Source organism: Pseudomonas triticifolii (assembly GCF_014358015.1).
GTDB lineage: Bacteria > Pseudomonadota > Gammaproteobacteria > Pseudomonadales > Pseudomonadaceae > Aquipseudomonas > Aquipseudomonas triticifolii.
The window spans coordinates 61,069-80,248 of the sequence record NZ_JACONV010000012.1 but is presented as its reverse complement, the minus strand read 5'-3'; the positions used below and the strand labels follow the sequence as shown (position 1 = coordinate 80,248).

16 protein-coding genes are annotated in these 19,180 nt (G+C 59.6%); 5 read left to right on the top strand and 11 right to left on the bottom strand.

From position 1 onward, the window contains the following. The first annotated feature begins 15 nt into the window (after positions 1-15). The 3 genes from H8S56_RS16335 (at position 16) to H8S56_RS16325 (ending at position 1,378) form a co-directional block, all read left to right on the top strand. Positions 16-273, top strand: coding sequence for a hypothetical protein (locus H8S56_RS16335; RefSeq protein ID WP_024686477.1), 258 nt, complete (start codon positions 16-18; stop codon positions 271-273). A gap of 131 nt (positions 274-404) precedes the next feature. Next, complete coding sequence (locus H8S56_RS16330) at positions 405-977, top strand: NADAR family protein (RefSeq protein WP_187519200.1); 573 nt, start codon at positions 405-407, stop codon at positions 975-977. Between the two features lie 101 nt (positions 978-1,078). Further along, the gene (locus H8S56_RS16325; protein ID WP_187519199.1) at positions 1,079-1,378 is read left to right on the top strand and encodes a hypothetical protein; all 300 of its coding nucleotides are present in this window, start codon (positions 1,079-1,081) and stop codon (positions 1,376-1,378) included. Between the two features lie 174 nt (positions 1,379-1,552). On the opposite strand, the gene H8S56_RS16320 is transcribed toward H8S56_RS16325, so the two are convergent. The 7 genes from H8S56_RS16320 to H8S56_RS16290 form a co-directional block, all read right to left on the bottom strand. Next, a complete protein-coding gene (locus H8S56_RS16320) occupies positions 1,553-3,436 on the bottom strand; it encodes a methyl-accepting chemotaxis protein (RefSeq protein WP_187519198.1) in 1,884 nt (627 codons plus the stop codon). A 247-nt stretch (positions 3,437-3,683) separates the two neighbouring features. Further along, a complete protein-coding gene (locus tag H8S56_RS16315; protein WP_187519197.1) occupies positions 3,684-4,925 on the bottom strand; it encodes an OprD family porin in 1,242 nt (413 codons plus the stop codon). Between the two features lie 152 nt (positions 4,926-5,077). After that, positions 5,078-6,814, bottom strand: coding sequence for an ATP-binding protein (locus H8S56_RS16310; RefSeq protein ID WP_187519196.1), 1,737 nt, complete (start codon positions 6,812-6,814; stop codon positions 5,078-5,080). Next, a complete protein-coding gene (locus H8S56_RS16305) occupies positions 6,811-8,412 on the bottom strand; it encodes a 5-oxoprolinase subunit B/C family protein (protein ID WP_187519195.1) in 1,602 nt (533 codons plus the stop codon). The genes H8S56_RS16310 and H8S56_RS16305 overlap by 4 nt, the downstream gene beginning before the upstream one ends. Positions 8,413-8,421: 9 nt before the next feature. Then, positions 8,422-9,216, bottom strand: coding sequence for a putative hydro-lyase (locus tag H8S56_RS16300; protein ID WP_187519194.1), 795 nt, complete (start codon positions 9,214-9,216; stop codon positions 8,422-8,424). Beyond that, positions 9,213-9,983 (bottom strand): LamB/YcsF family protein, encoded by a 771-nt coding sequence (locus tag H8S56_RS16295; protein ID WP_187519193.1) that lies wholly within the window; start codon positions 9,981-9,983, stop codon positions 9,213-9,215. The genes H8S56_RS16300 and H8S56_RS16295 overlap by 4 nt, the downstream gene beginning before the upstream one ends. A gap of 27 nt (positions 9,984-10,010) precedes the next feature. After that, the gene (locus H8S56_RS16290) at positions 10,011-11,243 is read right to left on the bottom strand and encodes an NRAMP family divalent metal transporter (RefSeq protein ID WP_187519192.1); all 1,233 of its coding nucleotides are present in this window, start codon (positions 11,241-11,243) and stop codon (positions 10,011-10,013) included. Positions 11,244-11,496: 253 nt separating this feature from the next. Here H8S56_RS16290 and H8S56_RS16285 point away from each other — a divergent pair, with 253 nt between their 5' ends. Then, positions 11,497-12,165, top strand: a complete 669-nt coding sequence (locus H8S56_RS16285) for a GntR family transcriptional regulator (RefSeq protein ID WP_073164746.1) — start codon at positions 11,497-11,499, stop codon at positions 12,163-12,165. A gap of 80 nt (positions 12,166-12,245) precedes the next feature. Here H8S56_RS16285 and H8S56_RS16280 read toward each other — a convergent pair whose 3' ends face one another. Both H8S56_RS16280 and H8S56_RS16275 read right to left on the bottom strand, forming a co-directional pair. After that, positions 12,246-13,172, bottom strand: coding sequence for a Gfo/Idh/MocA family protein (locus H8S56_RS16280; protein WP_187519191.1), 927 nt, complete (start codon positions 13,170-13,172; stop codon positions 12,246-12,248). 117 nt (positions 13,173-13,289) lie between these two features. Next, positions 13,290-14,222 carry an alpha/beta hydrolase gene (locus tag H8S56_RS16275; RefSeq protein ID WP_187519231.1) on the bottom strand — a complete coding sequence of 311 codons (933 nt, stop codon included), beginning with the start codon at positions 14,220-14,222 and terminating at the stop codon, positions 13,290-13,292. A gap of 669 nt (positions 14,223-14,891) precedes the next feature. Here H8S56_RS16275 and H8S56_RS16270 point away from each other — a divergent pair. Next, entirely contained in the window at positions 14,892-17,054 is a 2,163-nt protein-coding gene (locus tag H8S56_RS16270) for a TonB-dependent siderophore receptor (protein ID WP_187519190.1), read from the top strand. 71 nt (positions 17,055-17,125) lie between these two features. On the opposite strand, the gene nadE is transcribed toward H8S56_RS16270, so the two are convergent. Both nadE and pncB read right to left on the bottom strand, forming a co-directional pair. Continuing rightward, positions 17,126-17,962: an ammonia-dependent NAD(+) synthetase gene (gene nadE, locus H8S56_RS16265; protein ID WP_187519189.1), complete on the bottom strand. Its 837-nt coding sequence runs from the start codon at positions 17,960-17,962 to the stop codon at positions 17,126-17,128. Between the two features lie 7 nt (positions 17,963-17,969). Next, complete coding sequence (gene pncB / locus H8S56_RS16260; protein ID WP_187519188.1) at positions 17,970-19,175, bottom strand: nicotinate phosphoribosyltransferase; 1,206 nt, start codon at positions 19,173-19,175, stop codon at positions 17,970-17,972. Positions 19,176-19,180 lie beyond the last annotated feature (5 nt).

Sequence of the window (19,180 nt, the reverse complement as noted above, 5' to 3'; positions counted from 1 at the left end):
TTATCCGGACGTCACATGACACCCAACGCAGAACACTACAACCCCGCCACCGAATATGCCGACAAGCTGATTTCGCGCATCGGACAAACACCCTCGTGGATCGCAAAGCGCATCGGTGTCACTGACAAACGCATCCGGTACATCCTTGATGGCGAGAGGACCGTCAAGGGAGAAACCACGCCGATTCAGATGACGTACACCGAACAGTTTGCCCTTGAGTGCCTTGCCGCAGAGGCCAAGGCCCTGAAAAAGCAGGCTTCCACACCGCAGTGACAACTGGCCTGTCTCCGCTTGCCTGAGAGACTCGTCATTCAAATCACTGCATTCATGGCGCTGCAGTCCTCGCCGTTTCCGGGTCAGCAGGCCAGCTGTAACGTTGAACGTCAGTTAACGAGGGCACCTCCTTGAACGACGCTAACTATCTCGACGATCTGCGCGCCCGCTTCAACGCTGGCGAACCGCTAGAGTTCACTTTTTTCTGGGGGCACCAGCGCAGCAAAACCGCGACCACAGCTTCGTGCTTCAGCCAGTGGTTCGAGGCCGGGTTCACTGTCGAAGGTCAACATTACCTGACAGCCGAACACTTCATGATGGCCGAGAAAGCGGCCTTGTTCGACGATCAGGAAATCCGCACGCAAGTACTCCAGGCCCCTACTCCCAATGCCGCCAAAGCACTGGGCCGCAATGTGCGCGGATTCAACGACAGGATCTGGCTGCAGCACCGATACGACATCGTCGTCCGTGCGAACCAGGCCAAGTTCTCTCAGAACCCGGAGTTGAACGAATACCTTCTGCGAACCGGTTCCCGCGTTATCGTCGAGGCCAGTCCGGTTGATCACATCTGGGGGATAGGACTCGCCCAGGACAACGTGGACGCGAACAACCCTAACCTCTGGAAAGGCTTGAACCTGCTGGGGTTCGCGCTGATGCAAGTCCGGGACAGGGTCGCTCCACTGAGCGGATCGCACAACGGTTGATCGACGGTGAACCGTTGGTGTGGTTGAACAGACGACGGCGGGAACGACCGTCGTCGCCTGTGCGTCAGACCTGTATCGACTCACTGAACAGGTACAGCGCAATGGACAAGACGATCACCGTGGACCAACTGGCTACCACAGACCTTGAATCAATCAACGAGATATGGATTGGCGACACTCATACCCAGCTATGCCTGTGGCGTGGGGAACAAGTCGTCACCCACGACATGCTCAGCGAAGGTACACACGATCAGAATACCCGGCGTCTGTGCCTGCAATTGGTCGACCCTGACGATCAGCCCGCAGTGGCCAGCGTTGAGAGGATCGTGCGCGAGCGCCTGGAAAATACGGGCCGTGAGGGCGAGTTCTATCCGGCTGAAGAGGTGGACACTCATCAGTAAATCATTCTGATGACACAGGATCCTGCAGAAGCCGGTTTGAGGCTGCTGCAGGCCCCAAGCTTTCTGATCACACAGCCGCACCCACGCTGTAAGGCGTGGACGTTGACGCACATCTCGCCGGAGCCAGGCGTCAGGAGGCAAGGCTGCAAGCATCGCCTCCGACAACAGCCATGACTAGACCTTGAACGTCCCCACCACCCTGTGCAGCCGCTCAGCCTCGCTGTCCAGCTCGGCGCAGGCCCGGAGCGTCGCGCCGAGGTTGTCGGTGGTGTGGCGGTTCAATTGGCTGATTTCGTGTACATCGCGGGTCAGTTGATCGACGGCGGTGGTTTGCTCTTCTGTTGCGGCGGCGACCGTCAGACACATGTCGTCGATCTCGCTGATGCGTGAGACCACCGTCAGCAGGCTGGCACCGGCCTGTGCCGCGACCTGTACGCTTTTGCTGCCGATTTCATGGCTGTGCATCATGGTCTGGGCCGCCTGGGTTGCGCCCGCCTGGAGTGCTTCGATCACCACACGGATTTCCTCGGTCGCCTCCTGGGTGTGGTGGGCAAGGCTTCTGACTTCGTCTGCCACCACGGCAAACCCGCGTCCGGCCTCTCCGGCTCTGGCGGCTTCAATGGCTGCGTTGAGGGCCAGCAGATTGGTTTGTCCGGAGATGGTCGAGATCACTTCCAGCACCCGGCCGATGTTGGAGGTGCGCGTGTTGAGATCGACGATCTGTGAACGCGTGAGTTCGATGTTTTCCTGCAAACGGTTCATCGCACTGATCGTGCTGTCCACCAGGCCGCAGGTAGTGTCGATCTGCAGTCTGGCCCCTGATGCACCCTTGGACGCTGCCGAGGCGCTGGACGCAATTTCCTGTGCCGTCGCGCCGAGTTCTTCGATGGCCGTTGCCACACTGGTGGTGTAGCCGGACTGATGCTCGGACTTCTCGACAGAGGAATTGGACGCCGACAACACCCGACGAGTGGCCTCACCCAAGGCATGGGTTGTCTGTGAGACCTCGACGATGGAAGCATGAATCCGGTCGCCGAAACGGTTGAAGCTCACCGCCAGTTGCCCGAATTCATCCCCTGACAGGATCGACAACCTGCGCGTCAGGTCGCCGTCGCCTTGCGCGATGTCTTCCATGGCGTGGCCGATCAGACGCAGAGGTTTCATCAGTATGCGGATGGCCAGCCCCAGCAACAGCAACGTGACAACACCCGCGACAAGCGTGCTGATGATCGCTGAGGTGCGAAACGCGGAAACGCTGGCCAGTGCTGCCTGCTTGTCCAGCACAATGCCCACGTACCAGTTCTGCGAAGGCAGGCCCTTGATGGGCGAGAACAGCGTAAAGGTGCCGCCCGCAACCGACGTGGCCTCGACCAGCCTGTCGCTCAATTCGATGGTCTGGCCGGGAAACAGATCGGACAGCGTCTTGCCGATCAGTGCGCTGTCAGGGTGAACCAGTATCTTGCCTTCCCTGCTCACCATAAAGGCATACCCGCCTCCCTCGAATGCTTGTGCATTAAGGGTCCGGGAAATGGTTTCGATGCTCAGGCTCGCGCCCAGAACGCCCAGCATCTGGTTACCGGAACGAATAGGCACCGCCTGGGTGATGATTCTGTAGTCAATGCCTGCGCCCACATAAGGCTCGGTCATTGCGGCACCCTTGTCGATGGCGTCCTTGTACCACTGCCGTTGCCGAGCGTCGTAGCCGGCAGGCATTTCCCGTGGCGGATAGATTTGAAAACTGCCATCACGGGTGCCGGTATACGCCGCGATGAACTGCTCCATGAGCACCTGCCCCTGCAATCGGGCCAGAATATTTTCCGGGCTCGGATCCTGAGCGATGAACTCGGCAACGGCCTTGACCAGTATCAGTCTGCCGTCCAGCCAGCTCTGGATATCGTGCGCCATCGAAGCAGACAGCGCGCGCGTGTTCTGTTCGATTTTCTGCGTGCTGTCTTCACGCAGGCGAGTGTCATTCAATACGGAAAACGCGCAGAACACGGCCATGATGACCAATGCGGCAATCAGCACTATCTTCTGGTTGAACGTGAGGTGTCTCATGACTGATTCTCCGCGGATGAATCGCTGGGCCATTGATCGACGCAAGGCAATGGATCCCGGGGCGCACTGTTGAGTGCGCCGCGGGACTGTTTTGTTATTCACAATCGCAACACTGAAACGTCTGCACCCTGTAATGACTGTTCCCACTTTCAGGGTGCACGACGCTGCATGCCAAATGGCATGTGTTTATAAAGTTGCAAAAGACGACGCGAGGTTTAGTGCTGAACGTTAACGTGCCAAATGTCTGTTACCACAACGGCAGTGTGTAACTTACGATCAAACGGGTTTCATCCAGATCGTTACCGAAGTTGGAACGCACGGTCGCATTTCTGAGGCGGACCCCCACATTCTTCAGCGAACCACTCTGGATGATATACGCCAGGTCCGTATCACGTTCCCACTCTTTCCCCGTGTTGCTGCCCGCCACCAGCGCGTTGTCGCCGTTTACATAGCGGGTCATGAACGTCAGTCCCGGTACGCCCAACGCGGCAAAGTTGTAGTCATAGCGCACTTGCCAGGACGTTTCCTGCGTGTTGGCGAAGTCATTAATCTGAACAAAGTTGACCAGGTACGGGTCGGTATTGGCGATATAGGGAAACGGGTCATCACCGCTCATGCGCTGATAGGCGGCCATGAACACATTGCTGCCGAGTGTGTAGGAAACCTGGCCGTTGGCAGCACGGTTGTCGAGGGCGCGGAAATTGCCGTCCTCCGTGCTTTTCGAATAACGCAGGTCGAACTTCAGCGATTGTCGGTCCGCCAGAGGGATTTCATAGACCACGCCACCGAAGTATTGCCGGTAGACGTTCTCCAGGTTCCCGTAATACAGGCTGGTGCTGAGGGTCTTGCTGAAGCTGTAGGTGCCGCCGCCAAACGTGAACTCGTCACTGGTGCCGCCGATGCGGTTGCCGGTGAAGTCCTGGTAGTTGGTGGAGCTGTTGAACTTGATCTGTTCAAGCTTGCCGCCTTGCAGGCTGAGCTTGTCGATGTCTTTGGACGTAAGCATGGCGCCCTGGAACGTGGCAGGCAGCAGACGTGTGTCATTGCTGGAGACCACCGGGCTGCGGAACGCCAGCGAGCCGACTTTGAGCACCGTTTCAGAGACCTTGGCCTTGGCGGTCAGCTCAAGTTTCGAATACTCATCCTGCGAGCCCCGTCCATTTCTGGAGCTCAGGTCTGCAGGCAGCAACCCGGTGCCGCCCGAACCGTCACCGCCATCAAGCTTCAGCCCCACCATGCCCAGTGCATCGAGGCCAAACCCCAGCGTACCGGCGGTGTAGCCCGATTCAATCCTGAACAGTGCCCCCTGCGCCCATTCTGTCGCCGAATCTCGCTGGGCGGTAGGAGGCCCGTTACGAAAGTCTCGATTGAAGTAGAAGTTACGCAACTCCACGCTGGCTTTGCTATCGCTAATAAAGTCCGCCGATGCCGCCAGCGGAAACGTAAGTGCGCACGTACTGATAAAGCAAAAAGTCTTATTGATCGACATTCCCGTCATGCTCCGAATATGGGCAGATTGAATCGACTAAGTTTATTGTTAGGGGTGGTACGGTAGTGCGTGGAACATTTTCTTTGCGGCAGGACGCAACAGCCAGGTTAATACCCGGCCGTGCGCACTGTCCGAAAAGAAGTACTGCTTAATCAGTGATCTGTTTTGATATACCCGATCTTGAACTTTGCGTTCAAGTAACTTCCTGACTGTTCGCTGATCTGCAACTGACCGGCGCAGGGTGCAAGTACCGACGTTTCCATCTTCATCGCTTCCATGACCGCAATCACCTGACCCGCTTCCACGGTTTCGCCATCGTTCACCGCCCAACTGTGCAGATTGCCTGCGACGGGAGTGACGACGGCCCGCGCATCAGCGACCTCGGCTACTGCGGTTTCAGGCGCAGCATCGGTGCCGCCCAGGCTGACACCCCGTAACAGCGCAGTGGGCAGGCCCAGTTCATGGCGCTTGCCGTCGATTTCGACGAAGGTGCGCAGCACACCCGGATCCACTGACACCGCAGCGCGCGGCGCGAGGGTGATCTGCTCGGCAAAGTCGGTCTCGATCCAGCGGGTGTACACCGCAAACGTATCAGGCGCGGTGAAATCATCATGGTCCATGACTGCACGATGGAACGGCAGAACGGTTGCCACGCCTTCAATGCGGAATTCTGCCAGCGCGCGGCGCGCACGACGGATCGCCTGTTCGCGGGTTGCACCGGTCACAATGAGCTTGGCGATCATCGAGTCGAAGTTCGGCGACACACGCGAGCCCTGCTCGACGCCGGTTTCCAGACGAACGCCAGGGCCGGACGGCGGCTGAAACACGTCGATAGAACCCGGCGTTGGCAGGAAGCCGTTACCCGCATCTTCTGCGTTGATACGGAACTCGAAGCTGTGACCACGCGGAACCGGTGTGCCTTCGAACGACAGCGGCAGGCCATCGGCCACCCGCAGTTGCTCAATCACCAGGTCGATACCGCTGGTTTCTTCAGTGACCGGATGCTCGACCTGCAAGCGGGTGTTGACTTCAAGGAAAGACAGCGTGCCATCGGCGCTGAGCAGGAACTCCACCGTACCGGCACCCACATAGCCCGCCTCGGCGCAGATGTCGCGGGCCGAGTCATGAATGCGCTGACGTAATGCGTCGTCCAGGTACGGCGCAGGCGCTTCTTCAATCAGCTTCTGATTACGACGCTGCAACGAACAGTCGCGGGTGCCGGCGACCACGACTCGGCCGTGCCGGTCAGCGATGATCTGCGCTTCGATGTGCCGAGGCTTGTCCAGAAAGCGCTCGACGAAACACTCGCCACGCCCGAACGCCACCACGGCTTCACGCACCGCCGACTCGTACAGCTCGCTGACTTCATCGAGTTTCCACGCCACCTTCAAACCGCGACCACCACCACCAAACGCCGCCTTGATGGCAATCGGCAGGCCGAACTGCTCGGCGAACGCGACCACTTCACTGGCATCGTTCACCGGCCCTTCGGTCCCGGCGACCAGCGGAGCCCCGACCTTCTGGGCGATGCGCCTGGCTTGTACCTTGTCGCCCAGTGCATCAATGGTGCTGGGGTCCGGGCCGATCCAGGTCAGGCCCGCATCGATCACGGCGCGGGCAAAATCGGCGCGCTCGGACAGAAAACCATAGCCTGGGTGAACCGCGTCGGCACCGGCACGTGCCGCCACCGCCAGCAATTTTTCGATGTTCAGGTAAGTGTCGGCAGGTCGCTCGCCATTCAGCCCATACGCTTCATCGGCCTGGCGCACATGCAATGCGTCGATATCGGCATCGGCATACACCGCCACCGAAGCAACGCCATAGTCACGGCAGGCACGGGCAATACGGATGGCAATCTCGCCACGGTTGGCAATCAGAACCTTTTTCATTGGTTATGGGTCTCGTCTGAAAGAGCTGGGCACACGGGCTCGAACGCGCCCAACGGATTGAAGCGAATGCGTGAATTGATCGGAATCTGACCGGCCAGGTCCAGGTGATGCGGCGCAACGACTGCGATGACCGGGTAACCACCGGTCAACGGATGGTCGGCCAGAAACAACACCGGCTGGCCATTGGGCGGCACTTGAATCGCACCTACGGCAGTGCCTTCGCTGGGCAGTTCACCGTGAACCGAACGCTCAAGCGCCTGATCGCCCGCGAGCCGCACGCCGATGCGATTGGATTGCGGCGTGACCTGCCAGGTCTGCCCTGCCAGCACGGCCTGCGCGTCGGCAGTGAACCAGTCACTGCGCGGGCCCATGACCACGTCCAGCACGATGACCTGATCGGAGCGCGGCATGTCGAACGGTGGTTGCTCGCTGAGCGAGACCGAAACGCCACCCGGCTTGCAGTGAAAGCCCAGACGATCACCCGCTGCCAAGGGTGCAGGCCCGACCTGAGCCAGGGTGTCGGTAGACAGGCTGCCCAGCACGGGTTCCTGCGTGAAGCCGCCGCGAATCGCCACGTAGTTACGCAATCCGGCAGACGGTGAGTCGATGCTCAACTGATCGCCATCCTGCAGAACGAACGGCGTATACAGCGCCGGGCGCAGCAGTTGACCGTCGGCGGTACGCACTTCCAAAGCGACCGTTGCGCCCGTGACGGCGGCCACGGTCTGACCGTGACAGGTGAACGTCAGGCCACCCATCAACACTTCCAGACAGGCAGTCGCGGCAGCGTTGCCCACCGCACGGTTGGCGGCGCGCAACGCACCCCGATCCATCGCGCCGGAAGCCGAAACGCCCTGCCCTGCGCGGCCGGGACGCCCGAGGTCCTGAAACAGCGTCTGCAGACCTGGCGACAGCACTTCCAGACAGTTTTCAGTGGCGTGAGACGCCTGACGACGCGCCGGTGCAGCGACCGAGACGCTGTCCGTAACAGGCCCCGCATCCACAAAGCGCACGCGATAGCCAGGTTGCAACAGCGCAGGCTCGTCGCGCTCCAGGTCCCACATTCGGGTCTCGGTGACACCAATGATCTGCCAGCCACCCGGGCTGGCCTGCGGGTAGACGCCACTGAAAGCACCTGCCAGCGCCACGGCACCCGCCGGAATCCGGGTACGTGGCGTGCTGCGACGCGGCACCACGAACTCCGGACCGCCGCTCAGGTACGCAAAGCCGGGGGCGAAGCCACAGAAGGCCACCTTGTAATCGCTGCCGGTATGACGCCGAATCACTTCCTCAGGACTGATGCCCAGTTCACGGGCAACGTCGTCCAGATCCTCACCGTTGTAATGCACGGGGATCTCGATCAGCTTGCCAGCCTCGCGAGCCTTGACGTGCACATCACGCGTGGCGATCTGCGCGGCCAGCGCTTCGCGACTGACCGCACCGGGGCGGAAATACACCAGCACCGTCCGGGCGGCAGGAACGAGTTCCTCCACGCCATGGATGGGCTGCTGCTGCAAAGAGTCGAACAGGGCAAGAGTCTCGTCCAGGTTCGCCAATTCAACCAGGAGCGCGTCCTGGCTGACCGGGTAGAAACGCATGATCCTCTCCTATACGTGGTAGTGGCTGTCGGGCACATCGGTGATGAACATGTGGCCCGGTGCGTGGGAAATCGCAAAAGGTACACCAGACGCCATGACCACGGCCTGCGGTGTCACGCCACATGCCCAGAACACCGGAATTTCACCAGGCTTTAGCGTAACGGCATCGCCAAAGTCGGGACGCGAAATATCTTCAATGCCGAGCAGACCGGGCTCGCCCACATGGACCGGAGCACCATGCACGCCGGGGTAGCGCGCAGTGATCTTGACGGCATCGGCCACCCGATCAGCCGCGATGGGCCGCATCGACACCACCATCTCGCCTTTCAGACGCCCGGCTGGACGGCAGATGCGGTTGCTGCGGTACATCGGCACGTTGCAACCCTCGCTGATGTGACGCACATCGATGCCGGCTTCCAGCAAAGGGGTCTCGAAGGTGAAGCTGCAACCAATCAGAAAAGTGACCAGATCCGTATGCTCGGTCCAGAGATCCCGCACATCGCTCACTTCATCGGCCAGCTTGCCGTCGCGCCAGACGCGATAAAGCGGAATGTCGGTACGCAGGTCAGCGCCCTCGGCCAGAACGGTGCTGTAATTGCCGGCCTCGGTAACGTCGAGGATCGGACAGGCCTGAGGGTTACGCTGAGCGAACAGCAGAAAATCGTAGGCCCACTCGCGTGGCAGGCAAATCATGTTGGCCTGGGTCAGACCCGGTGCATGGCCCGCAGTGGGAGACACCATGCCTTCGCGATACCGGGCACGAGCGGCAATGGCTGCATGACGGGCGTCATTCAAGGAGTTCATGGTTGACCTCGGGTAAATGCACGAATGTTGACCTCTGCGTCGAGCAGACGTTGTCTCAGAGCATTGGCGATGTTGACCGCGCCGGGGCTGTCGCCATGCACGCAGATCGAATCGGCTTGCAACTCGATCAAGCTGCCGTCTTCGGCCTCAATAACGCCATCGCGCACCAGACGCAGCATACGTTCGGTGATCAGCTCGACATCGTGCAGCACGGCACCGGGACGCGAGCGGGACACCAGCGTGCCCTGAGCGGTATACGCCCGGTCCGCAAAGGCTTCGGACACACAGGACAGGCCTGCCTCGCGCGCCCAGCCCAGCAACTTCGAATTGGCGAGGCAAACCAGCTTGAGCTGCGGATCGATGCGCAGGATGGCCTGAATCACCGCCGCGGCCTGAACCGGGTCGCCTGCGATGGTGTTGTACAGCGCGCCGTGAGGCTTGACGTAGGTCACTGTCGTCCCGGCGCTGCGGGCCAGTCCCTGAAGCGCGCCGATCTGGTAGATGACGTCGGCGGTGAGCTGCCCGGCTGGCACGTCCATGTTGCGCCGACCGAAGCCGACGAGGTCCGGGTAGGCTACATGGGCACCGACGGCCACATCCCGAGCAGCCGCCGCTTCGAGCGTGCGCAATATTCCGGCCGGATCTCCGGCATGAAATCCGCACGCCACGTTGGCGCTGCTGACCACTTCAAGCATCGCGGCATCGTCGCCCATACTCCAGGCACCGAAGCTCTCTCCCAGGTCACTATTGATATCTATGTTTGGCATTTCTTGACTCCTCGGCCTCTATCTAACTCAGACCACATTAAGGAATGCGAAGATCGGACCAATGGATTTGATCGCCATATACCAGGTGAGCAGGCAAGTCAGGGCTCCGAGGACCAGCAGCCAGCGTGGGTAATGGTAACCGCCCATCATGTCGGACCGGCGCCAGCCTACGTAGATAAAGAGGCTCAGTCCGATTGGCAGGATCAGGCCGTTGAAACCGCCCGCAAACAGCAGAAGTGCCGCCGGCGCAGTCCCCATCAGCATGTAGGCCAGCAGCGATACGCCAATAAATATCGTCGTGGCGCGGTTACGGCCTGGTTCGGTGATGTTCGGCTTGAATACCGAGAGAAAGGACATGGACGTGTAAGCGGCACCAATCACGCTGGTGATTGCTGCGGCCCAGAGTATCAGTCCAAAGGCTCGCAGGCCGAACTGGCCAGCCGCTGCCTGGAAGGCCTGGGCTGCAGGGTTGGCGCCTTTACCCGAAGTGTCGATGACTACACCACTTGCAACCACACCGAGGACTGCCAGAAACAGCACATAACGCATGAGGCCGGTGACGAAGATGCCACTTAAAGCGGCTTTGGTAACTGCCGCAAGGTTTTCTTCGCCGGTTGTGCCCCGGTCTAGCAGGCGGTGCGCCCCAGCGTAGGTGATGTAGCCACCAACAGTGCCGCCGACAATAGTGGTGATAGTGGCGAAATTGATCTGGTCAGGGAGTACGGTCTGGTAGAGCGCTTCACCCAACGGCGGGTTAGAGACGAACGCAACGAAAACTGTCAGGCCAATCATTATCACGCCTAGCCAAACAATCATACGGTCGACGGCAAGACCGGCGCGGTGCGAGGAAAATATTCCGATAGCTAGCAGTGCGCTCAAACCGCCACCCCACTTGGGGTCAAGGCCGAGCAACGCATTCAGACCCAGCCCGGCACCGGCGATGTTGCCGACATTGAACACCAGGCCCCCGAACATCACCAGTACCGCTAGCAGGTAACCACTACCAGGAATCGCCTTGTTGGCCAGCTCTGCGGCGCGCATGCGAGTCAGGGTGACGATTCGCCAGATATTAATCTGCACAACGAAGTCGATCAGGATCGACGCCAGGATGCCAAACGCGAACGCGGCACCCATCTTCGCCGTAAACGTAGCGGTCTGAGTGATGAACCCCGGCCCGATAGCGGAGGTTGCCATCATGAAGATGGCGGCGACTAAAGACGCCCGCCGCGTCTTTGTGAACTCTAGAGTGGTCGTTGTCACGGCATCATTCCTACGGTGAGTGATACCTCAGCAGAGCAATGTGCGTGCCAAGGCTCAATCAACTCACCTACAACGTAGATTAATCAAGGTGTCATTGTTGAACAATGTACTAAACATTGATCAGTCAAACGCACCAAGTTGTTACCCTAACACTCAGCAGCGCTACTTAATGAAGCACGCGGCGCGCTTCTTTCTTGCCACGCACTAAGCTCTCAGAGAAGATCGTCGCGGCTTTTACCACCCTGGACCCCTTATGAAAGACGCAACACCCCCTTCTCCCGCCCGTACACTGGGAGAATCCATCACCCAAGAAATCCGCCGAATGCTGGTCGAAGGCGAATTGGTGCCCGGCCAGCGCCTGTCAGAAGCGGCCCTGGCTGAAAATCTGGATATCTCGCGCAATACTTTGAGAGAAGCGTTCAGGGTCCTCACCCGTGAGGGTCTGCTCAAGCACGAACCCAATCGTGGCGTAACGGTGGCCGAGCCCGACATGGCGTCGATCATCGACATCTACCGCGTGCGCCGTTTCATCGAGTGCAAGGCCATTGCTCAAGGCTATCCACAGCACCCCGGCACACTGCACATGCGTGAAGCGGTCGAGGCCGGCATGCGAGCGCGTGAAGCTGAAGACTGGGTGGCGGTAGGCACCGCCAACATGATGTTCCATAAAGGCATCGTCGAACTGGCCGACAGCCCGCGTCTGGTGGTGTTTTATGGGCAGATCTCGGCCGAGCTGCGGCTGGCCTTCGGATTGCTCAACGCCCCGCAGTTCCTTCACCTTCCCTACGTCGACATGAACGCAGCGATTCTTCAGTGCGTGGAAGCCGGTCAGGCCGATAAGGCCACCGCAATGCTCGAAGCGTATCTGGTGCAATCGGAGCGCACAGTTCTGGCGGCTTACGAGCGCAGCCTGAACCGATAAGTGGCGGGGTCGCGAGCGCTCATCGGCTCCAGGGAGGATGAGCGCTCACTTGCCAGACCTGTTGGTCTGTTGTGATGCGATCAGTCGTAAAACGGCTCGACCAACGCGCGACTGCCCACAAAAAAGCTGTCGGCCACCAGCCGCAGCGGCTGCAGGTCCAGGTCACTGGATTTGCTGGCGATCAACTGCTGGAAATGTCGATACACAGCCGCATACTCGCCCTCTTCCGAAACCGTCTGCTGCACGCCGTCGATACTCAACAGCGCGCCACCGCCATCCAGCCGCAGAGTGCCCTCGACACAACGGATTTCGATGCTCCAGAGTTCGTCGTGGCCATGGTCGAAATCGAACTCTGCGCGTATGTCGAGGTGCTTTGCATCCGACATCAGAATGGACGCAGCAATAGGCGACTGGCAGTTGGACGGCACACGCAATTGAGCTGACTCGACGAACATCGGCAATGGCAACAGGTGCGTCGCGATCGACAACGCATTGATGCCCGGATCGAACACACCCAGCCCACCCGGCTGCCAGATCCACGCCTGGCCGGGATGCCATTTGCGCACATCCTCTTTCCAGTCGATCTGCACGTGTTGCAGCGTTCGGGTGGCCAGCCATTCACGAGCGGCCTCGATACCGGGCGCATAACGAGAATGCCAGGCGAACAAACCAGTAACGCCCTGTTGCTGCGTCTGGCTCACCAGTTCCATCGCCTCGCCCAACGTGGCGCAGGGCGGCTTTTCCACCAGCACGTGTTTGCCTGCGGCGAGCGCCTGCTGCACCAGTGCGAAACGGCCTTGCGGCGGCGTGCAGAACGCAATGGCATCGACCTGCGGCCCGTTTTCAAGCAGCTCACCCAGCGACTTGAAGTTTGCCACCCCATCGCAGGGCTGCCCTTGTGTGGCGACCGACACCAGTTGAAACGCGGGGTTGGCGTGGATCGCGGGAACGTGCTGATCCTGGGCGATCTTGCCGTAGCCGACCAGACCGAGACGAATCGGTTGCATCGAAGACTCCTGAGTTTTTTGTATTTATGCCGGGGAGCAAACTAGACGGAAACGGCGCGGCGGACAATGGGCGTGTGCGGTCGCCGCCCGGTTTTGACGACGGTGCCTGCACTGGGCTTACTGCGGACCACCAGCCGTTTGAATCCGCTCCTTCAGCCATTCCCGACTGCGCGCAAGCACCTTCTGCCCTATCGCGACCGGAAAATGAATGAAACCGTGTGGCGATTCCGGCAAAAGATGCATTTCGACCTCGGCCGAGTGCTTCCAGCGTTCAGCCATTTCACGCGTGTCGTCCAGCAGCGGGTCAATGTCGCCGACGAACATCAGCGCCGGCGGCAGCCCGGTGAGGTCGCCGTATAGCGGCGATAAAGGCGGCTGCTGGCGCTGTTGATCGGTCAAACCAGGCGTGAGCAGGCGCAAGGCATCGACCATGCCCGGTCCATCGAGCACCAGTGTGTCGGGGCCCGCCGCGCGCACGCTGGCGGTGCCTGTCAGGTCGTAGACGCCGTAATACAACAACGCACCTTTTATACGCTCCAGCAGCCCGGGCCTTTCCTTCAGTTTCAGCAGGGTTGCGGCGGCGAGGTGGCCGCCCGCCGACTCACCCACCACGATGACCGGCAAACCGGCAAACTCCGTGCAGTCATTGCCGAGCAGCCAGCACGCGGCCGCAAAACAATCATCCATCACACCCTCGACAGGCGTGGAGACGGCAAGCCGGTAATCGACCGAAACCACCGCCACCTCGCACGCGTTGACCATCGCGACGTTAAGATCATCGTTCATCTGCGCATTGCCGATCACCCACCCGCCGCCATGGAAGTCGAGCACGACACCCTTGGCCTTGCCCTTGGGCCTGATAATGCGCACCGACACAGAGACGTTGTTCGCACTGACGACTTGCTTCTCGGCGTGAAGGCCGTGCCGGGTCAGCTTGCCAGCCCCGCCGATCTGACTGACACGCAGGAGTGCCTGAATCAAGGTCGGCGCAATGCGGTTTTTAATGCGAAAACGCGGAAGCCTGCCAAGGGTTCTATTGAACTGACGCATTTGTGCCAGTTCATGGTCCTCGAAACTCAAACGCTTGTTGTCGTCCAATCCTTATCCCCCAAGTCATTATCAGGCCACTCACCCTTGTTACCTTAAGACCCGTGCAGAGAAGCCGTGCCACGAACACAGTGAACATAACAGGGTTCTCATGGCAGTCATCATCATGCCCCAAACCCGTTGAATTGATTCAGTGACGATGACACTTATCAAGACTGAAAATAATCAGACGTGCAGTAGCTATATAGATTAATGCCCTCACGAGACCTGACAAACCTCCATCACCAACAAAGCACGTGAGGACGAAGCCTTCACGACGCAGAGCAGGCACTCAATGTGTTCTGTTAGCGCTACCCATTCAACCACTCTCGGCCCATTCGGAGCCTGCAAACCCGAGCCAGTTGAGTCGACGCGGCGGAACCACGCTTGCGAAGGGCGCACCTTACGTCCGGGACAGAAAACCACCTGACTTACCGCTCGACCTTACCCGCCCTCACACGCTCGAACACCCGCCTGCCTTGAACAATAACCCCTGCTGAAGGATGTGAAAATTTTGTTAAGTATTTGTCCGTGTGGGCTTTTTCCCACAGAAACAATCTGCCACACTAACGCGAATCGTTCTTATCATCATTATCATGCGGCCACGGACGGCGTTCAGGGAGTGTCAGGTTCATGTCGGGCCAGCAACTGCAAAGCCGTTTTCATTTCAAACCATGCCTGTTGGCCATCGGCATCGGGATAGCAACCTCTCACGGGGTTTTCGCCGCAGAGCCTCTGCCTGAGCAGGCGACCGGGACGCTGGAGCTGGGTGCCACTGAAATCAGTGATGCACGCCTGGGCACGACCACCGAAGGCACTGGTTCCTACACAACCGGCGTCATGCAGACTGCGACCAAACTGCCCCTGAGCATGCGCGAAACCCCGCAGGCCGTGACCGTGATCACCCGCCAGCGCATGGACGATCAAGCCATGACCAGCGTCAACGACGTGGTCAAAAACACCCCCGGCCTGTTCCTCAGCCAGTCCAGCGGACCCGGCAGGCAGACCTACACATCACGCGGTTTCGACATCGACAACATCATGTACGATGGCATCCCTGCCTCCTACTCTGGCTGGACCATGGGCGTGCAGCCGAACCTGGCGATGTTCGATCGCGTGGAAGTGATTCGCGGCGCCACCGGCCTGATCACCGGTGCAGGCAACCCCTCGGCTGCAATCAACATGGTGCGCAAGCGTCCGACCGCAGAGCCGCAGGTGACCCTTACGGGCAGCGCCGGAAGCTGGGACAACTACCGGGGTGAGTTCGATGCATCGAGCAAGCTGAACGAGAGCGGCACCCTGCGCGGCCGTGTGGTCGGCTCCTATCAGGACGCCAACAGTTTTCGCGACAAGGAAGAGAGTGACCATGGCGTGTTCTACGGCGTAGTCGAAGCTGATCTGAGTGACGCCACGACCGCCACACTGGGCTATTCTCGCCAGGAAGACGAAACCAACTTCTTCTGGGGCGGCCTGCCACTGGGCACCGATGGCCACCACCTGAACCTGCCCCGCTCGACCTATCCAGGTTCAGACTGGGAAAAGAAGAAACTGCAGGTCGACACCGTGTTCGGCGAACTGGAACACCGCTTCGATAACGACTGGAAACTGCACCTGGCCGGTACTGCCTCGTCACTCGAGGGCCTGTTCTCGGGCACCTATCTGTCGCGCTACAACGGCCCGCTGGAAACCACCGCGTACCAGTCGCGTCCCGAGGAAAAACAGACTGCTTTCGATGCTTTCGCCAGCGGCCCGTTCCAGGCCTTGGGCCGCACCCATGAACTGGTGGTCGGTGCGAGTCGGCGCGTTTATGACAAAGACAGCAAGGAATACAGCCCCTACGACACCGGCCTGCCGATTGCTGCGCCAAAGCCGGACTTCGTCCGCGATGGCAACCTGCACAGCGTCGCCACTCAGGAAGGTGTGTACCTCACGACCCGCTTGAGTCTGGCCGATCCCTTGACCCTGATTCTCGGCGGTCGTCTGGACTGGTACGACTACGATGACCGCACCGGCGATGGCGATTACAAGGTCACCCGGAACGTGACGCGCTATGGCGGTCTGATCTACAAACTGGACGACACCTATTCCGTGTACGCCAGCTACACCGACATCTTCCAGCCACAGAACTATCAGGACTTGTCCGGGGCGCAACTCAAACCCGTCGTCGGTGAAAACTATGAAGTCGGCATCAAGGGCGAGTATTTCAACGGTGCCCTGAACGCCAGCCTGGCCGTGTTTCGTACCGACCAGACCAATGTGGCAACCCAGACCTCCACTCAGGCAGGCTGCCCGGTGCTCACTTGCTACGACGCGTCCGGCCTGGTGCGCAGCCAGGGCATCGACCTGGAACTGCAAGGCGCGCTGACCGAGAACTGGCAAGTCGGCGCAGGCTACACCTTCACCCGCGCTCATTACGTGAAGGACGCCGACCCCGCGAACAAGAACCAGCGCTTCGACACCGACACGCCAGAACACCTGTTCAAGGTTTCGACCGTATACCGCTTTCAGGGCCCCCTGGAGAAATTGCGCGTCGGCGGCAACGTCTACTGGCAGAGCCGCATGTACAACGACATCGCCCTTACCGACGGCAGCTATCGCCTCGAACAGGGCGGCTATGCCGTTGCCGACCTGATGGCCGGTTATCAGGTCAACAAGCATCTGGACCTGCAATTGAACGCAAACAACGTTTTCGATCGTGTCTATTACTCGGCGATTGGCACCAGTTCCGTTTGGGGCTCTACCGACACCTATGGTGATCCGCGCAACTACACGCTGACGGCCAAGTACCGGTTCTGATGGATGCGCCACCTTCGGGTGGCCCTTCTATGTCTCTCGATCAACGTTCGGTTTGGTAGCCGTCTGCGATTTCAAACAGGAATGATCGGCAGCTCACGTTTGTGAGCGGTCTTGAGGTAGGCCGCCTCGATGATCGCTGTTGCCGACGCTGAAACGTCCTTGCCCAGCAGGTAATTGTCGATGTCGTCGTAGCTGCAGCCATAGGCCGCTTCGTCCAGCTTGCCTGGATCAAGGTCTTCAAGGTCGGCGGTCGGGGCTTTGGTGACAAGGTGCGCGGGAGCGCCCAGCGCCCCTGCCAGCATGCGGACCTGACCTTTGGTAAGTCCGCTCAAAGGCGCAAGATCGCAGGCGCCATCACCAAATTTGGTGAAGAACCCCATTACCGCCTCGGCGGCGTGATCAGTGCCCACCACCAGGCCACCGACAAAGTTGGCAATCGCGTACTGCGCCAACATGCGGGTACGGGCCTTGACGTTGCCCTTGGCGAAGTCGGTCAGTTCCGGGCTCGGCTCAAGACCGTCAATAGCGATAGCGCTCATCACGCTGTCAACCGCACCGGCGATGTTCACGTTGGTGATCAGGTCTGGCTGGATGAAGCTGAGCGCCGCTTGCGCGTCGTGCTCATCGGCCTGGGTTTTGTAAGGCAGCCGCACGGCAACAAACTTGACCTTGTGACCCGCCGCTTTCAGCTCGTTGACCGCCAATTGGCAAAGGCGTCCGGTGGTCGAAGAGTCGACGCCGCCACTGATGCCCAGCACCAGCGCTTTCGCGCCGGACTCAAGCAGCACGCCTTTGATAAAGCCGATGCGTCGGGCGATTTCGGCGTTCACGCTCTCAACATCGATGATGCCGCGGTCAATGCCAAGCGCTGACTGAATCTCTACTTGCAGAGGGGTTTGCGTATTCATGATTGCCTCACTCCTTGACCTGAAAAACCTGTTTGAGGTACGACAGAAATTCGGGCGATTCGCACTGACTCTTGCCCGGCGCATCGGAAATCTTCGCCACCGGCTGGCCCTGGCAGTTGACCATTTTCATCACGATGCTCAGAGGCTTGACGCCCTCGACGCCATTGGTGAGGTCAGTGCCGATGCCGAACGACACGTTGATGCGGCCGCGAAAGTGACGCAGGATCCGCAGCGCCTTGTCGCCCAGGTTCAAGCCGTCACTGAAGATCAGCGTCTTGGTCTGCGGGTCGATGCGCAGTGATTCGTAGTGCGCAATCATGCGGTCGCCCCACACCAGCGGATCACCCGAATCGTGACGACAGCCGTCGAACAGCTTGGCGTAGTACGAATCGAAGTCCCGCAGGAATGCGTCCTGATTGATGCAGTCCGCCAGAGTCAGCCCCGGATCACCGCGATACTCCTTGATCCAGCCATCCAGCGCCGCTTTCTGGCTGTCGACCAGGCGTGGCCCCAGTTGCTGATGAGCCTGAAACCACTCGTGAGCCTGTGTGCCCACGGCGCGAATATCGAATTCGCGGGCCAGTTGAATATTGCTGGTGCCGACGAACTCACCGGGAAAGTCCCGCATCATGGTGCGTACGACTTCTTCCTGAGCCAGGTACGAAATCCGGCGACGGGTGCCGAAGTCAGCGACCTTGAACGCGGCCAGCTCTTCAGTCGTGGCGTTGGCCTTGAGCCAGTCGAACTTCTTGTAGAGGCTTTCACGTACCTGTTCCAGAGACAGATCCGGGTAAACGTGACGGTTACGAATCTCGCTGACAATGGCCAGAATCTTGACCTCGAAGGGCGAGACACCCACCCACGGGCCACGCGCACGAATCTCCAGCTGTCCGTCCTTCTCGCCGACTTTGACGAAGCGCGGCTTGAGGCGGAAGTCTTCCAGATAGTCGATGTAATCGGTACTGATGTAGGGAATGCCGCGCAGATGACGCAGCATGTCCTGACTGCTTTCCAGCTCTTGAAGCTGATCGACCGCCTCGCGAATGTCATTGATGCAGGGCGTCAGATCATCCTGGGAACGAACCCGCAGCGCCCATTCGGTATCGGCGCTGGGATAAGCGTGGTAGATCGCCTGCCCCATCGACAGCTTGTACATGTCGTCGTCAGTCGGCGAACGCACAATCGGTTTGCTGAAGTCGTAAACACTTTCCATGTCTG

Coding starts and splice junctions, on each gene's coding strand:
- H8S56_RS16335 (WP_024686477.1), top strand. CDS start 16: ATGACACCCAACGCAGAACACTACAACCCCGCCACCGAATATGCCGAC.
- H8S56_RS16325 (WP_187519199.1), top strand. CDS start 1,079: ATGGACAAGACGATCACCGTGGACCAACTGGCTACCACAGACCTTGAA.
- H8S56_RS16320 (WP_187519198.1), bottom strand. CDS start 3,436: ATGAGACACCTCACGTTCAACCAGAAGATAGTGCTGATTGCCGCATTG.
- H8S56_RS16315 (WP_187519197.1), bottom strand. CDS start 4,925: ATGTCGATCAATAAGACTTTTTGCTTTATCAGTACGTGCGCACTTACG.
- H8S56_RS16310 (WP_187519196.1), bottom strand. CDS start 6,814: ATGAAAAAGGTTCTGATTGCCAACCGTGGCGAGATTGCCATCCGTATT.
- H8S56_RS16305 (WP_187519195.1), bottom strand. CDS start 8,412: ATGCGTTTCTACCCGGTCAGCCAGGACGCGCTCCTGGTTGAATTGGCG.
- H8S56_RS16300 (WP_187519194.1), bottom strand. CDS start 9,216: ATGAACTCCTTGAATGACGCCCGTCATGCAGCCATTGCCGCTCGTGCC.
- H8S56_RS16295 (WP_187519193.1), bottom strand. CDS start 9,983: ATGCCAAACATAGATATCAATAGTGACCTGGGAGAGAGCTTCGGTGCC.
- H8S56_RS16285 (WP_073164746.1), top strand. CDS start 11,497: ATGAAAGACGCAACACCCCCTTCTCCCGCCCGTACACTGGGAGAATCC.
- H8S56_RS16280 (WP_187519191.1), bottom strand. CDS start 13,172: ATGCAACCGATTCGTCTCGGTCTGGTCGGCTACGGCAAGATCGCCCAG.
- H8S56_RS16275 (WP_187519231.1), bottom strand. CDS start 14,222: ATGCGTCAGTTCAATAGAACCCTTGGCAGGCTTCCGCGTTTTCGCATT.
- H8S56_RS16270 (WP_187519190.1), top strand. CDS start 14,892: ATGTCGGGCCAGCAACTGCAAAGCCGTTTTCATTTCAAACCATGCCTG.
- nadE (WP_187519189.1), bottom strand. CDS start 17,962: ATGAATACGCAAACCCCTCTGCAAGTAGAGATTCAGTCAGCGCTTGGC.
- pncB (WP_187519188.1), bottom strand. CDS start 19,175: ATGGAAAGTGTTTACGACTTCAGCAAACCGATTGTGCGTTCGCCGACT.